Source organism: Pseudomonas sp. NFACC24-1 (genome assembly GCF_900115235.1).
Classification (GTDB): domain Bacteria; phylum Pseudomonadota; class Gammaproteobacteria; order Pseudomonadales; family Pseudomonadaceae; genus Aquipseudomonas; species Aquipseudomonas fluorescens_AA.
The window spans coordinates 50686-66883 of record NZ_FOVS01000034.1; the positions used below are offsets into that span (position 1 = coordinate 50686).

A 16198-nucleotide genomic window follows, 5' to 3' on the forward strand; every position below is an offset into this window, starting at 1 on the left:
GTTGTACCTGACCGAGTGGTCTCTTTTTGTCTGTTGAGTGACTATTGGAACAAATGGTCACATGAATAAGTATGGCATCGACTTCCAAGTGATCCCTCTTGCGAGGCTTCTGCGGGTTCACGTTCAGGCCGTCGGAGGACGTCTAAATGACCAGCTTTGCTCAGGTGCTGGCGCAGTTTGATCCGAGCGTGCCGTTCGTTGCTCCAGCCAATTGGCAGCAGGGTCGCACGATCTTCGGTGGCATTTCGGCGGCGTTGTCGTTGGAGGCGGTTCTGCGCGAGCGCCCACAGGGCTTTCCTCCGTTCAAGTCTGCGCAGGTGTCATTCATAGGTCCGGTCACGCAAGCCCAGACATTCGATACAAGCGTGTTGCGCGAAGGGCGATCCGTGACTTCGGTGTCTGTCGACTGCAAGTCGGGCGATGAGCTGGCGTTGCGCACGACCTTGCTGTTCGCTCAACCACGAGCCAGCAGGATTACCCATGAAGCGTGGGGATGCCCGTTGCTGGAGGAGGCGTCGCGGTACACCACGCTGGCGCTGGACAGCACCATTGCGCCTGCCTGCGCCTTCAACTTCGAAATGCGTCCCGCAGGTGGGTCACGTCAGCTATGCCTTCAATGACAAGGTGTCGATCGGGTTTGGTCCGACCATCAGCCGGATCAGCGGTGAGATCTCCGGGATGGTGCCCAATCCCCTCAGTCCCGGCAGCAACGATGGGAAGTTGAAAAGCAACGGCGACGATACGGCGCTCGGCTTCAACGCCGGCATCCTGGTGCAGGCGACGGACCGGACTCGCCTGGGGCTCACTTACCACTCCAAGGTCAGTTATCACCTGGATGCCAAGTCCAAGCTCACCGGCGGCATTTTCAGTCTGTTGGGGGTAAGTGGCCGCAGCTACGACGCGTCGTTGGACGTGGATACTCCAGAGTCCGTGGACATCTCGGTCACTCATCAGCTCAATGTCGACTGGACAATGTACCTGGGAAGTACCTGGACGCGCTGGAGCCGCTTCAAGGAGTTGACCATCGAGAACTCCGGCCTGCCTGCGCTGCTGAGCGGTGCGCTGGGCACCGTCAGTGAAGAACAGAACTGGCATGACACCTGGGCCCATGCCATCGGTGCCGCGTATAGGCTCAACGATCAATGGCTCCTGCGCGCGGGCTTGTCGGTCGACCAGTCGCCCGCCAATGACACCAACCGTGGGCCTCGGATACCAACCGGTGACCGAACGGTGCTCAGCTTCGGTGCCGGCTGGACGCCGCTGGAAGAGGTGACGATCGACGTGGCTTACTCCTACTTGCAGGAAGAGAGCGTGCGCATCAACGAAACCTCATCGACCCGTGGCGCATACAGTTCCAAATACCGGAACAGTGCCAGCGGTTTTGGTACTTCAGTCAGTTATCGCTTCTAACGCAATAGGGCGTGTGCCGGGAACTCTTGCAGCTCCAGGTCCTTCGCAGCAGCGCATTCATGCCCCCATGACATTCGCCATGAGACGCTGGTGAAATCGGCGTGGCGTGGCCCAGGTCAACACCGTGAGCGCCTTGTTGCCGAAGCCGGGTACCACACTCATGCGCCCGGCTTGCAGGGCACGGATGCCTGCGCGAACCACTGGCTCGGGTTGCATCATCACCATTTTCAGCGCTGGCGTGAGGGTCTGGTTGGCACTCTGCGCAAACCCGGTATCCGACATGCCTGGGCACAGTGCGGTCACGACGACACCGTCGCCCTTGAGCTCCTGATGCAGTGCTTCGGAGAAGCGCAGCACGTAGGCCTTGGCCGCTGAATAGACCGCGAAATTTTTCACGCCTTGATAGGAAAGCAAGCTGGCGACCTGCAAAATGTGGCCGCGGCGGCGGATGCGCATGTCCTGGGCAAAGAGGCGAGTCATGGTGGTCAGGCTGGCGATATCCAGATCGATCATTGCCAGGGATTGGTCAATGGCGTGGTCCAGGAACGGGCCCTGCAATCCATGGCCGGCGTTGTTGATGAGCACATCAACCGCAATACCTTGTTGAACCAGCCGCTTGTGCAGCGCGATGACTGCCGGAATCGAAGACAGGTCGACTAGTTCGTTGATCACCTCGATGCCAAAACGCTCACGCAGTTCTTTTGACAGCGCTTCTAGTTTCTCCAGCCTGCGGGCTACCAGAACAAGGGATTTTCCCTGCGCTGCGTATTGCCGGGCGAACTCCTCGCCAAAGCCGCTTGAAGCGCCCGTGATGAGCACCCAGGAATTCTCGTTGGTTTTCATGTGGCTGGACTCCGGTGGTAAAGATTGAAAAAGCTGTGTTTGCCTGATCGCGAGCAAGCTCGCTCCCACAGGGAATGAGCGCTAACCCTGTGGGAGCGAGCTTGCTCGCGATGAAGGCCTGATTCAGGTCAGATCATCGGCTCGCTACCGGCGGTGGTGGTTGCGGCGCTTGCCAGCCGCCACCGAGGGCCCTGAATGCCGCGACCGCTGCCCGTGCCGATTCCGTCCGTGCTTGTGCCCGGGCATCGGATGCCTGGAGCAGCGTCTCGTCGGCGTTGAGGACATCGATCAGGCTGGCCGTGCCTTTCTGATAGGCGATAAAGGATGATCGACGCGCCTCGCTCAATGACGCTTCGCCCGCGCTGAGCGTGGTGGCCTGGGCTTCTCGGTTGACCAAGGCGGAGAAGGCATTCTCGACATCCTCGGTGGCGCGCAAGGCGGACTGGCGGTAAGCGGCCAGGGCCTCGGCTTCCTGTCCCTTGGCCTGGTCGATCTGGGCGTTGATCCGGCCAAAATCGAACAGCCTCCAGCGCAGTCCCAGCGCCCCCGACGCCTGACTGGCGCCGCCGGAGAAAAGGTGCCCGGCAGAGACCGTAGTGGCGCTGCCGAGCAACGCGCTGAGGGAAAATTTCGGATAGTACTCAGCGACGGCTTCACCGATGCGGGCATTGGAGGCGGCGAGACGGCGCTCGGCGACAATGAGGTCCGGCCGTCGGCGCAGCAGATCGGCCGGCGTACCCATCTCGCTGATTTGTGGGGGCAGGGGAATGCTAGCCGTCTCGGTCAGTTGCGGGCGGTGGGTGCCTGGCGGCGTGCCGAGCATGACATCCAGTGCATTCATGGCGGCATCCAGCCCGGTTTGCAGGAACGGTACCGTTGCCTGGACCTGGGCAAGCGCGCCCTCGGTCTGGCGGACCTGATAGCTGGCTGCGAGCCCTTTGCTGTAAAGCAACTGGACTTTTTCCAGCAGGTCCTGCTGGGTCTTGACCTGGTGGTTCGCAATATCCAGCCGCGCTTGCAAGCCGCGCAGGGTGATGTAGATGTCAGCGGTCTGCGCGGCGACTGCCAGCCTTGTCGCCGCGGCTCCGGCCTCGGAGGCCTGGTACTCGGCCAATGCAGCTTCGCGTCCGCGTCGCAGGCCACCAAAGACATCCAGCTCCCAGCTCGCGCCCAGGTCCATCGAGTAGGTATTTCCATATCGATCATAGCCGGGGTTTGAATCGAGCACCTGGCCCAGCGGCGTCTCGACGGATTGATAGGCCCGTGCGGCCTGGCCGCTGATGTTTCCCGACGGCAGCAAGGCGGCGTTGGCGGCACCGAGACCTGCCCGCGCCTGGGCAACGCGCGCTGAGGCCTGGGCAAGGTCGAGGTTCTGCTCCAGCGCCTTGGTGATGAAATCGGTCAGCACCGGGTCGCCAAACCCCTCCCACCAGACTGTGAGATTGGTCCGCGCGGTGCCGGTCCTTTGTTCGACAGATGACTGGCCCAGGAAACGATCCGAAAGCGCGGCATCGGGGCGCTGATAGTCCGGACCGACCGCGCAGCCGGTCATCAAGCTGGCGCTTACTAAAAAAGCAAGGGGTCGCAGGGGTGGCATTGAAGTTTCCTTGGGGTCGATAGTGGTGACCATATTATATGGTGGTCACACTCTGTCAATTGGTGGTGGAGGTAGCCTTTTGGATATAAGTGGCAGTGTTTACTGTGTGTCCATTAAAAAATTGATACTTAGGAAATTCGCGCCGATATGTGACCATTGACAGTATTGGTCACGAGCGCAAGAATGAGTTCCCAATCCTCCGTTCAGTAAAGGGAACCTATGCTCCGGCTTCGACCTGTCACCCTTGCCGCTTGCTTGTTGCCTCTTGTCCTCACGGCGTGTGACGACTCATACACCGCCACCGATCCACGCACGCTTGCTCCTCTGGTGAGGGTTGCGCAAGTACAGGGTTCCTCCGCCGGCGCGCGTTCCTTCACCGGCGTCGTGGCGGCCCGCGTCCAGAGCGACCTGGGCTTTCGTGTGTCGGGCAAGGTCCTGGAGCGGTTGGTGGATGCCGGTCAGACCGTCAAGAAGGGCCAGCCGCTGATGCGTCTGGACCCCATCGATCTGGGCTTGCAGGCGCGAGCCCAGCAGGAAGCTGTCACGGCCGCACGCGCCCGGGCCAAGCAGACCGCTGACGATGAAGCTCGATATCGCGAGCTGGTGGCCGCCGGGGCGATTTCGGCGTCGGGTTATGACCAGATCAAAGCCGCCGCCGATACCGCGAAGGCGCAGCTCAGCGCCGCCGAGGCGCAAGCCGACGTGGCCCGCAATGCGTCCGGCTATGCGGTGCTTCTCGCCGACGCCGATGGCGTGGTGATGGAAACGCTCGCCGAGCCGGGGCAGGTCGTCAGTCCGGGTCAACCGGTGGTCCGACTGGCCCGAGCCGGGCAGCGCGAAGCCGTCGTGCAACTGCCCGAGACCCTGCGGCCAGTCGTCGGGTCCAGTGCCCAGGCGACGCTGTATGGCAACACCAGCGGGGCGGTCGCTGCCAGGCTCAGGCTGCTTTCCGATTCGGCTGACCGGGTGACCCGTACCTTTGAAGCGCGCTATGTCCTGGAGGGCGCCCTGGCGAATGCACCGCTGGGCTCGACCGTCACACTGCGTATCGCCGAGGGCGTGGCCCAGGGGCCGGTGCTGCAAGTGCCGATTGCGGCGCTGTACGACCCCGGCAATGGCACTGGCGTGTGGGTCATCGACGGCGAGCCGGCAAAAGTGACTTGGCGTCCCGTCCAGGTCTTGGGCTTGAGCGACGACGCGGCGCGCGTTGCAGGCCGTCTCAACGTTGGTGAGCGGATTGTCGCCCTGGGTGCACATCTGCTGCGTGAAGGCGAGCCCGTCCGGCTGCTTGCACAGGGCGATGTGAACGTCGCGGGGACTCGCCAATGAGCTTCAATCTTTCGGCGCTCGCCGTGCGCGAGCGCGCTATCACGGTATTTCTGATTTTCCTGATCGCCGTCGCCGGGACCCTGGCGTTCTTCAAGCTTGGCCGCGCGGAGGATCCGCCATTCACGGTCAAGCAACTGACCGTCATCACGGCATGGCCGGGGGCGACGGCGCAGGAGATGCAAGACCAGGTCACCGAGCCCCTGGAAAAACGCCTGCAGGAACTGAAATGGTATGACCGTTCGGAAACCTACACCCGACCCGGCCTGGCTTTCACCATGGTCTCGCTGCTGGACCGCACGCCACCCTCGCAGGTGCAGGAAGAGTTCTACCAGGCGCGCAAGAAGCTCGACGACGAAGCCACCAAGTTGCCGGCGGGGGTGATCGGGCCACTGGTCAACGACGAGTACTCGGACGTGACGTTTGCGCTGTTTGCCCTCAAGGCCAAGGGTGAGCCGCAGCGCCTGCTGGTGCGTGATGCCGAGGTTCTGCGCCAGCGCCTGTTGCATGTGGCGGGTGTCAAGAAGGTCAACATCATCGGCGAACAGGCCGAGCGCATTTTCGTTTCCTTCTCCCATGACCGGCTGGCGACCTTGGGTGTTTCTCCCCAGGACATCTTCGCCGCACTGAACAGCCAGAACGTACTGACGCCTGCCGGCTCCATCGAAACCAAGGGGCCGCAGGTTTTCCTGCGGGTGGAGGGCGCCTTCGATACCTTGGAGAAAATCCGCGATACGCCGCTGGCCATCCAGGGGCGCACGTTGAAACTCTCGGACGTGGCGACGGTTGAGCGTGGCTATGAAGATCCGGCCACCTTCCTGGTGCGCAACAACGGCGAAGAAGCGTTGTTGCTGGGCGTGATCATGCGCGAGGGGTGGAACGGCCTCGATCTGGGCAAGGCGCTCGATGCCGAGACGAGCAGGATCAATGAAGACATGCCGCTGGGCATGACGCTGACCAAGGTGACCGATCAGGCGGTGAACATCAACTCGGCGGTCGACGAATTCATGATCAAGTTCTTCGTGGCCTTGCTGGTGGTGATGGTGGTCTGCTTCATCAGTATGGGCTGGCACGTCGGGATCGTGGTCGCGGCGGCAGTACCCTTGACCCTGGCCATGGTGTTTGTGGTGATGGCGGCCACCGGCAAGAACTTCGACCGGATCACGCTGGGTTCGCTGATTCTGGCCCTCGGGCTGCTGGTGGATGACGCCATCATCGCGATCGAAATGATGGTGGTGAAGATGGAGGAGGGCTACGACCGGATCAAGGCCTCTGCGTACGCCTGGAGCCATACGGCCGCACCGATGCTCTCCGGTACGCTGGTGACGGCGATCGGCTTCATGCCCAACGGCTTCGCCCAGTCCACTGCTGGCGAATACACCAGCAACATGTTCTGGATCGTCGGCATTGCCCTGATTGCCTCCTGGGTGGTCGCAGTAGCGTTCACCCCCTACCTGGGGGTGAAGATGTTGCCGGACATCAAGAAGGTCGAAGGCGGACAGGCGGCCATCTACGACACCCCACGCTACAACCGCTTCCGGCGAATCCTGACGCGGGTGATCGCCCGCAAATGGCTGGTGGCCGGCACCGTCATCACACTGTTTGTGGTCGCCATCCTGGGCATGGGCCAGGTCAAGAAGCAGTTCTTCCCGACGTCGGACCGTCCCGAGGTCATGATCGAAGTACAAATGCCCTATGGCACCTCCATCGAGCAGACCAGCGCCGCCACCGCCAAGGTTGAGGCGTGGCTGCAGAAACAGGAGCAAGCCAAAATCGTCACGGCTTATATAGGGCAGGGCGCACCGCGCTTTTTCCTGGCGATCGCGCCGGAACTGCCTGACCCATCGTTCGCCAAGATCGTGGTGCTGACAGACGACCAGGAAGCGCGGGAAACCCTCAAGTTCCGCCTGCGCGAAGCGGTCGCTGAAGGGCTGGCCCCGGAGGCCCGGGTCAGGGCGACGCAAATTGTCTTTGGTCCGTACTCACCCTTTCCCGTGGCCTACCGGGTGATGGGACCTGACCCGTCGAAACTGCGGGAGATCGCAAGCCGCGTCCAAGAGGTCATGCAAGCCAACCCGATGATGAGGACCGTCAATACCGATTGGGGCCCACTGACGCCGACGCTGCATTTCAATCTGGACCAGGATCGCTTGCAGGCGGTTGGGCTGACGTCCAGTGCCGTCGCCGAGCAATTGCAATTCCTGCTGGCCGGGGTGCCGATCACGGCGGTTCGCGAGGACATTCGTTCGGTGCAGGTGGTGGGACGCGCCGCCGGGGACATCCGCCTCGACCCGGCGCGGATCGAGGGCTTTACCCTGGTGGGCGCGGCAGGGCAGCGTATTCCGTTGTCCCAGGTTGGCGAAGTGGACGTGCGCATGGAGGATCCGATCCTGCGTCGCCGTGACCGGACCCCGACCATTACCGTGCGCGGCGACATTGCCGAAGGCCTGCAACCGCCGGATGTGTCGAGTGCGATTATCAAGCAACTGCAACCGATCATCGACACGCTGCCCGGCGGCTACCGGATCGAGCAGGCGGGGGCCATCGAGGAGTCCGGCAAAGCCGGCCAGGCCATCGTACCGCTGCTGCCGATCATGATCGCCCTGACGTTGCTGATCATCATCGTCCAGGTGCGCTCGATCCCGGCCATGATCATGGTGTTCTTCACTGCGCCGTTGGGGTTGATCGGCGTGGTGCCGACGTTGCTGATTTTCCATCAGCCATTTGGCATCAACGCCCTGGTGGGGCTGATCGCGCTGTCGGGCATCCTGATGCGCAACACGCTGATTCTGATCGGGCAGATCCATCAGAACGCGAAGGAGGGGCTGGACCCGTTCCGCGCGGTCATCGAAGCCACGGTGCAGCGGGCTCGTCCAGTGCTGCTGACGGCGGTGGCGGCGATCCTGGCATTTATCCCGCTGACCCATTCCGTTTTCTGGGGAACGCTGGCCTACACCCTGATTGGCGGCACCTTCGTCGGCACCATCATAACGCTGGTGTTCCTGCCGGCGATGTATGCCATCTGGTTCAAAATCCGTCCGGTCAATACCGTTCAAACTGAAACAGCAGCCCTGGCATAAGCGATTAAGCGCATACCGCTCCAGTGAGCATCTACAGAAATTGAAGAGGTTTCCATGAGTACTGCAACAGGTCAAACACGCATTGTAGTCACGGGTGTCGGCGTCGTCGGCCCCCTGGGTTGTGGCGTGGAGCACGTCTGGCAGCGGCTGCTGGCTGGGCGTTCCGGCATCCGTAGCCTGCCCGAGGCGTTCACCGAGGGTACCGGCGTCGGGGTCGGCGGCCAGGTGCCCTCTCTGGAAGAGGATGCCGTTGCCGGTTATGACCCGGAACGCTTTATCGCGGCCAAGGATCGCAAGAAAATGGATCGTTTCATCGAGTTTGCGCTGGCGGCCGCCCATGAGGCCCTGGAGCAGGCGGGCTGGCATCCGACTGAAACCGTCGACCAGGAGCGGACCGCGACGATCATTGCATCGGGCGTGGGTGGGTTTGGCGCCATTGCCGATGCCGTACGCACCACCGACTCGCGAGGGCCGCGTCGGCTGTCACCGTTCTCGGCACCGGCGTTTCTCGCCAACATGGCGGCCGGCCACGTGTCCATCCGGCATAGCCTCAAAGGCCCCCTCGGTGCACCGGTAACCGCCTGTGCGGCCGGCGTCCAGGCCATCGGCGATGCGGCCCGGCTGATCCGGAGCGGCGAGGCGGACATTGCCGTTTGCGGCGGTACCGAGGCAGCGATCGATCGCGTGACCTTGGGCTGTTTCGCGGCGGCCAGGGCGCTCTCTACCGGTTTTGCCGACCGCCCGCAGGAAGCTTCGCGCCCCTTCGACCGTGACCGCGACGGCTTTGTCATGGCCGAAGGCGCGGGGTTGTTGGTGATCGAGTCGCTGGAGCACGCCTTGGCGCGTGGGGCCAAACCCCTGGCGGAGCTGGTCGGTTATGGCACCAGCGCCGATGCCTACCATCTGACGGCCGGCCCGGAAGACGGCAACGGCGCCCGCCGCGCAATGGAACAGGCGCTGCGCCAGGCCGCTGTCAGCCCAGCCGACGTGCAGCATATCAATGCCCACGCGACGTCTACCCAGGTCGGCGACAGCGGGGAACTGGCGGCGATTCGTTCGGTGTTCGGCACGGACTCCGGGGTGGCGATTACCTCGACTAAATCGGCTACCGGCCACCTGCTGGGCGCGGCTGGGGGCATTGAAGCCGTTTTCACGGTATTGGCGCTGCGTGACCAGATCGTGCCGCCGACCCTGAACCTGGTTCATCCTGACGAGGCCGCCGCTGGGCTTGATCTGGTTGGCTTGAAAGCCAGGAAGATGCCGATTACCCATGCGCTTTCCAATGGGTTCGGGTTCGGTGGCGTCAATGCCAGCGTGTTGTTTCGTCGCTGGGAGGCTGAGGCTTGAGTATTTGATCTTGTGTCGCCCGCCACGCAGCGCCATCCTGCGTGGCGTATCACCTGTCACATCAATTTCAATTTTTCCTTAAGAACCGCACAGGCGTGCCGATACAGCGCGGTAGATCCGATTGTGCGGGCGCTCCAATGGTGTCTCGCCGAAAGATATTCCAGGCGTTCGCGCGCCTGTGCCCTTGTGATTTTTCAGGTTTGACCAGAATCGGACCTCAGGTGATGAACCATGTCAGCCCACGTCAGGACCGAACTGGAAGGCGCCCTTGCCGTCTGCAAAGGTAGTTTTCTTTCCGTTGGTTTTTTCAGTTTTTTCGTCAACCTGCTGATGCTGGTTCCCTCGTTCTACATGCTGCAGGTGTATGACCGCGCGGTAGGCAGCGCCAGCTTGTCGACGTTGTTGATGCTGACGTTGATCATGTTGCTGTTGATGATCACGATGGGTGGCTTGGAGTGGGTCCGTTCGCGGATTATGGTGCGGATCAGTACTCGACTGGATACGCTGCTGAGCCGGCGTCTGTTCGACGCCAGCTTCAAGCAGGCGCTCAATACCAGCGGCATGAATGCCACGGCCCAGCCTTTGAGCGACCTGAACGGTTTGCGCCAGTTCCTGACGGGCAACGGCCTGTTTGCATTTTTCGACGCGCCGTGGATCCCGATCTACCTGGCTGTCATGTTCATGTTTCATTCCTGGTACGGCTGGATGGGGATCGTGAGTGCCGTGTTGCTGGGCGCGCTGGCCTTTGCCAACGAAAAACTCACCCACTCGCCGCTGCAGGCTGCCAACCGTGAACAGATGGCGGCCACTGCGTTCACCAACAAAAGCTTGCGCAATGCCGAAGTAGTGGAATCCATGGGCATGCTTGCCAGCTTGCGCGAGCACTGGAGCGGGCGAACCCATAAGATTCTCGCCCTGCAAAGCCTGGCCAGCGACCGTGCCGCGACCATCACCTCGGTGTCCAGGACGTTCCGGCAGATCGTTCAGTCGCTGGTGCTGGGCCTGGGTGCCTATTTGACGATCAATCACGAGATTTCGTCCGGGCTGATGATTGCCGGCTCGATTTTGCTGGGGCGTGCGTTGGCGCCCATCGATCAGTTGATCGGCGTATGGAAAGGCTTCCTGGGCGCCCGCGCGCAATATGCCCGCCTGCACGAATTGCTGCTCAAGATTGCCGCCGAGCCTGAACGCATGCCGTTGCCGGCACCCGAAGGGGCGATTCGCGTCGAGGGTCTTTCGGCGGGATCGCCGGACGCTCGCAAACCGATTCTCCGCGGCGTGAATTTCCAGGTGGCCGCGGGCGAAGTAGTGGGCATCATTGGCCCCAGCGGTGCCGGGAAGTCGACCCTGGCCAGGGCGTTGTTGGGTGTCTGGCCAAGCCTGGCCGGCACCGTGCGCCTGGACGGTGCGGACATCAGCCAATGGCGTCGCGAGGAGTTGGGCCAGTACATCGGTTATCTGCCCCAGGACATCGAACTCTTCGAAGGCACGATCAGCCAGAACATCTCCCGCTTCGGCCCGGTGAACGCACCTGCCGTGGTCGCCGCCGCGCGCATGGCGGGTGTGCATGAGTTGATTCTGCAACTGCCCGAGGGTTACGACACCTTGATCGGAGCCAATGGCGGTGGGTTGTCCGGCGGCCAGCGACAACGTATCGGCCTGGCCCGCGCCTTGTACGGTGAGCCGCGCCTGGTAGTGCTCGATGAACCGAACTCCAACCTGGACGATGCCGGAGAAAAGATGCTCGCCGAGGCGCTGCAGAAGCTCAGGCAGAGCAGGGCCACGGTGTTTGTCATTACCCATCGATCCGGTGTGCTGGCGCAAGTGGACAAACTGCTGGTGCTTAATCAAGGCGAACTGAGTCTGTTCGGGCCGCGGGATCAGGTCCTGGCCCGCCTGCGAGACGTAACACCCGCGGCCCGTCAGGCTGCCGCGATTCAACCGTAGGAAACGGATGAGCCATTTCATGCAAAACAGTCAGCACTCATCCTCCGCGTTGCCCGTCGATGACAGGCCGATCCGCCGCGTCGGCTACCTCATGCTGCTGGTCACCTTTGGCCTGTTCGGTGGCTGGGCGGCATTGGCTCCCCTCGACAGCTCGGCACTCGCGCCGGGCGTGGTCACGGTCAAAAGTTACCGCAAGACGGTGCAGCACCTGGAAGGTGGCATCGTGCGCGAACTGCGTGTCCACGACGGGGACCTGGTGAAAACCGGCGATGTGTTGCTGGTGCTCGACAACACCCAGGCGCGTTCGGAAATGGAAACAACGCGCAGCCAGTTGATCGCCGCGCTCCAGTTGCAGGCCCGGTTGGAGGCGGAACGTGACGCGCTGCCCGAGCCAGTGGCGGTGCCGGCCCTGGACCCCGCTGACCCGCGAGTGCAAGAGGCCCGGGACAGTGAGGCACGAATTTTCCAGACTCGACGGACCTCGTTGCTGGGTGAAATCGGTTTGCAAGAGAAGACCATCGGACAAATCGAGGAACAGATTCGCGGATTCAAGGCCATCATCGCCAGCAAGCAGATGCTGGCGGCCTCCTATCAAGACGAAATAGTCGATCTGCGGGCACTGCTTGCCGAAGGCTACGTGGACAAACAGCGTTTGCGCGAGCAGGAGCGCAGCCTCGCTCGCCTGCAAACCGAAATAGCCGAAAGCCAGTCCGAGATCGCGCAAGCGCGGGTCCATGTCGACGAGGCGAAGTTGAAGATCCTGCAATTGAAAAAGGCCTTCGCCAGCGAAGTCGCCGGCCTGCTGGGCGATGCGCGGACCAAGGTGTATGAGTTGCGCGAGCGACTGGCCACCTTGCAGGACCGCGATCAACGTACCGATATCCTCGCGCCCGAGTCCGGAATGGTCATGGGCATGACTGTCCACACCCTCGGTGCTGTGGTCAGCCCGGGCACTGCGCTGCTGGACATCGTCCCGGCCAACGAGGAATTGATCGTCGAGGCGCAAGTGTCACCGATGGACATCGACCGCATCGCGTTGGGCAAGTTGGCGGACATTCGCTTCAGCGCATTCAAGAGCAGCACCACGCCCGTCATCGAGGGGCGGCTGGTGCAGATCTCCGCCGACCGTCTGATCAACAAGGACACAGGCACGGCTTATTACCTGGCACGCGTAGCCCTGACGGACAAAGGGCGCCAGACGCTGGGCAACCTTACCCTGGTGCCGGGAATGCCGGTCGAAGTGCTGGTCAATACGGGGGCGCGGACGCTGTTGCAATACTTGATGCAGCCTGCGAGCAATGTGTTCGCCCGTTCGTTGATCGAGGACTGAGATGAAGCGCCTGATCATCCTGTGCCTGGTCCTCATGCCACTGGGAGCCCTCGCTGACGACACTTATGTCGACCTGTGGCAATTGCACCAGGAAGCGCAGGGGGCCGATCCGCGCGTCCTGCGGGCACAAGCCCTGACCCGAAGCGGCGAGGGCAAGGAGCGGGCGGCCTTCGGTCAATTGTTGCCGCAGCTCAACGCCAGCAGCAGCGTCAACCGCGGCCGGCGCGACGACGACCTGAACCGTATCCAGTACAACGGCAAGCGCATGGCCGTGGTGCTCAATCAGGTGATCTACGATCCACAGGTGTGGCGCAGTTACCAGAAGTACATCGAGTTGGCCCGGCAGAGTGGCTACGAGTCGACCGATACCCAGGTGCAGGCCAGCATCGACCTGTCCGAGCGCTATTTCGCCGTGCTTGCCGCGGAAGACGAGCTGTCGTTGGTGCGCAGCGAACTGCAGGCGACGGAGCGTAACCTCAAGCGGGTCAAGGCCTTGTACGCGCGACAGATGGCGATGGTGACCGACGCACTGGATCTTGAGGCGCGGGTGGATGCGCTCAAGGCAGACGAGATCGAAGCCAGCAACAAGGTCCTGGTCAGCCGTGAAGCGATTTCCGAACTGGTGGGGCGCGATGTCAGCGAGCGGTTCAAGCGCATCGGCGACAATCCAGCCTTCAGCCTGCCGGCGCAAGCGCAGGACTACTGGGTGCAGACGGCACTCGACAGCAACCCGGCGTTGCACGCCCGGGAGCACAGCGTCCTCGCCGCTGAGGCGGCCATCGCTGAAAACAAGGCAGGGCATCTTCCCCGGCTGGGCCTGAACTTGACGGCGCAGCGCAGTGATATCGGTTATGAAGGCGCCGTGACGCCTCGCTCGGACAACCTCGTGGCCTCCCTGGATTTGCAGATGCCGCTCTACAGCGGCGGCTCCACCCGGGCACGAGTATCGAGTTCCGAAAGTGACAAGGAAGTCGCCCAGCAAGAACTGGAGGCCTTGCGTCGCCAGGTCATCAAGGAAACCCGCACGGCTTATCTCGGCATGAGCGCCGAACTCAGCCGGATCAAGGCAACACGGCGTGCGCTGGAGTCTGCCGAGAAGTCACGCATGGCCACGGAAAAAGCCTTTGGCTACGGGGTCAAGAATGCCGTCGATGTGCTCGATAGCATCAAGGAAGAGTTTCGTGCACGGCGTGATTTCTATCAGTCCCAATACAAGTTCGTGACCAGTTTGCTGGTGCTGCATCGCTGGAGCGGTCGATTGGGGGATGGGGACATTCGCCGGGCGAATGATTGGTTGGTTGCACCATAGTTGGTGGATTCAACGCATAAAAAGTGGCTATGTGATATCACTTTTTGTGTTTCTAATGCAAAATAACCCCTTTGTAGCGGCCGCATTCTGGAAGGCCGCAGATTGCTTACAGGAAGCTTCGCATGCCCAGCCCACTTGGTTATTCTTCTACTTGGTCCGCTATGCGGACCGGCAATGCGCAAGTTGATAGCTTGCTGGTCGGCACCTATTGGATGGGCTCGTCAGGGTCCACGTCCCTGACGTACAGCTTCATGACGAACAGTTCATTTTTCGCCGCCGACTACAGCAGTGAGAATGAATATGAGGCCGGCTACGTCCTGACATCAGCCCAGCAGAACAGTATCGTCAGTGCGCTCGGGATGTGGAGCTCGGTCGCCAATATCAGGTTCACACAGGTCGGAGAATCCGCTACCAATGTGGGAGACCTGCGTTTCGGCGGCTACCAGAATATGGACGACGACACCGCTGCCTGGGCTTATTTTCCCGATGAAACCCCGAGCGCCGGTGATGTCTGGATCGGACCGGTGACGAACGACCCGAGTCCTGTCAAAGGCACTTATGACTACCTGGTCTTTGTCCATGAGATCGGTCACGCGCTGGGTCTCAAGCATCCGTTTTCCCAGTTGCTGTCGAACCCGACGGTGCTTGCTCCTCAGTTCGATGATGTCCGTTATACGGTCATGAGTTACGACGCCGCGTATTCCTATCAGCCAACCACGCCCATGTTGCTGGATATCGCTGCCATCCAGAGTCTCTACGGTGCGAATACTCAGTGGCAAACGGGTAACAACTCGTATAGCTGGGCTGCTGGACAGTCGATTTTCGAAACTATCTGGGACGCCGGCGGTACTGATTCAATTGATGCCTTCAATCAGCAGGAAGCAGTCCGCATCAACCTGAATGAAGGCCAGTTCAGCAAAATCGGCCAAGCGTTTACGGACCTCACTACTCAGGCCGCTTTCAACGAAGGGCTGGCGATCGCCTATGGCGCCAAGATCGAAAACGCATTTGGCTCGGCCAACGCGGACACGCTGATCGGTAATGCGCTGGCCAACGTTCTGAACGGTCGTGCCGGCAAAGATACGATGATCGGCGGGGCGGGTAATGACACTTACGTTGTCGACAATACCGGTGACGTGATCCAGGAAAGCAGCACCCTGGCCAGCGAAACCGACACGGTCATCTCTGCGGTCGATTACACCCTGGGCGCCAACATCGAGGTCCTGACGCTGAGCTCAAGCGCCAATCTCAATGGCACGGGCAACGCGTTGAACAACCGCATCACTGGCAACGCCGGTGCCAATACCCTGGACGGCGGCAGCGGTATCGATACCCTGATCGGCGGTGCCGGCAATGACACCTACGTGGTAGACAACCTCAAGGATGTCGTCACCGAAGCCACGACCTTGGCCAGCGAAATCGATACCGTGCGCGCTTCGGTGAACTGGACGCTGGGCGCCAACCTGGAAAATCTCATCCTGACCGGTGTAGCTCAGATCAGTGGTACCGGCAACGCCCTGAACAACGTGCTGACCGGCAACGCCGGCAACAACGTGCTGAACGGTGGCGCCGGGCGGGACACGCTGATCGGTGGCGCGGGGAATGATGCCTATACGCTCGATCAGTTCGCTGAACTGACCCTGGTCCAAGAGAATGTCGATCAGGGTCGCGACAGCCTGACCCTCACTTATGCCGCGAGCGCGTCGAGCAGCGTCGTCGACCTGAACCTCAGTAATCTGCGCAACGTCGAAAGCGTCATCCTGAGCGGTACCGGGGCGTTCACCGTGATTGGCAACGAGCTGAGCAACAGCCTGATAGGCAATGCCTCGGCGAACAACCTCCAGGGTGGGGCGGGCAACGATAACCTCGATGGTGGCGCGGGTGCCGATACCTTGAGCGGCGGTACGGGCAATGACATCTACACGGTCGACGACCTCAAGGATGTCATCAGCGAAACCAGCACCTTGGTGGGTGAAACCGACACTGTGCGTTCGTCGGTCAACTGGAGC

Annotated in this window: 10 protein-coding genes and 1 pseudogene; 9 read left to right on the forward strand and 2 right to left on the reverse strand. The window is 61.5% G+C overall.

Going from position 1 to position 16198, the window contains the following annotated elements; translation table 11 throughout:
* Positions 1 to 146: 146 nt before the first annotated feature.
* On the forward strand, positions 147 to 620 hold the full coding sequence (locus BM317_RS24715; RefSeq protein WP_256574232.1) for an acyl-CoA thioesterase domain-containing protein: 474 nt from the start codon (positions 147 to 149) through the stop codon (positions 618 to 620).
* Positions 601 to 1410, forward strand: a pseudogene (locus BM317_RS24720) (OmpP1/FadL family transporter); the annotation flags it as partial. The gene BM317_RS24715 and the pseudogene BM317_RS24720, both read left to right, overlap by 20 nt.
* A 57-nt stretch (positions 1411 to 1467) precedes the next feature.
* Here BM317_RS24720 and BM317_RS24725 read toward each other — a convergent pair.
* Together BM317_RS24725 and BM317_RS24730 are read right to left on the reverse strand one after the other, a co-directional pair.
* A complete protein-coding gene (locus BM317_RS24725) occupies positions 1468 to 2253 on the reverse strand; it encodes an SDR family NAD(P)-dependent oxidoreductase (protein WP_092164744.1) in 786 nt (261 codons plus the stop codon).
* A gap of 133 nt (positions 2254 to 2386) precedes the next feature.
* Complete coding sequence (locus BM317_RS24730) at positions 2387 to 3850, reverse strand: efflux transporter outer membrane subunit (protein ID WP_092476599.1); 1464 nt, start codon at positions 3848 to 3850, stop codon at positions 2387 to 2389.
* 219 nt (positions 3851 to 4069) lie between these two features.
* Between BM317_RS24730 and BM317_RS24735 the strand changes: the two genes are divergently transcribed.
* From BM317_RS24735 to BM317_RS24765, 7 genes are all read left to right on the forward strand, one after another.
* Positions 4070 to 5179, forward strand: coding sequence for an efflux RND transporter periplasmic adaptor subunit (locus BM317_RS24735; protein WP_092164740.1), 1110 nt, complete (start codon positions 4070 to 4072; stop codon positions 5177 to 5179).
* On the forward strand, positions 5176 to 8256 hold the full coding sequence (locus tag BM317_RS24740; protein ID WP_092476601.1) for an efflux RND transporter permease subunit: 3081 nt from the start codon (positions 5176 to 5178) through the stop codon (positions 8254 to 8256). Before BM317_RS24735 ends, BM317_RS24740 begins: the two co-directional genes overlap by 4 nt.
* 54 nt (positions 8257 to 8310) lie before the next feature.
* Positions 8311 to 9603, forward strand: coding sequence for a beta-ketoacyl-ACP synthase II (gene fabF, locus BM317_RS24745; protein WP_092476603.1), 1293 nt, complete (start codon positions 8311 to 8313; stop codon positions 9601 to 9603).
* 231 nt (positions 9604 to 9834) lie between these two features.
* Positions 9835 to 11550 (forward strand): type I secretion system permease/ATPase, encoded by a 1716-nt coding sequence (locus BM317_RS24750; protein WP_092164727.1) that lies wholly within the window; start codon positions 9835 to 9837, stop codon positions 11548 to 11550.
* 19 nt (positions 11551 to 11569) lie between these two features.
* A complete protein-coding gene (locus BM317_RS24755) occupies positions 11570 to 12880 on the forward strand; it encodes an HlyD family type I secretion periplasmic adaptor subunit (RefSeq protein WP_256574233.1) in 1311 nt (436 codons plus the stop codon).
* Between the two features lies 1 nt (position 12881).
* The gene (locus tag BM317_RS24760) at positions 12882 to 14189 is read left to right on the forward strand and encodes a TolC family protein (RefSeq protein ID WP_092164725.1); all 1308 of its coding nucleotides are present in this window, start codon (positions 12882 to 12884) and stop codon (positions 14187 to 14189) included.
* Positions 14190 to 14440: 251 nt separating this feature from the next.
* Positions 14441 to 16198, forward strand: a 1758-nt coding sequence (locus tag BM317_RS24765) for a M10 family metallopeptidase (RefSeq protein ID WP_305883216.1), incomplete at its 3' end; no start/stop codon positions are given.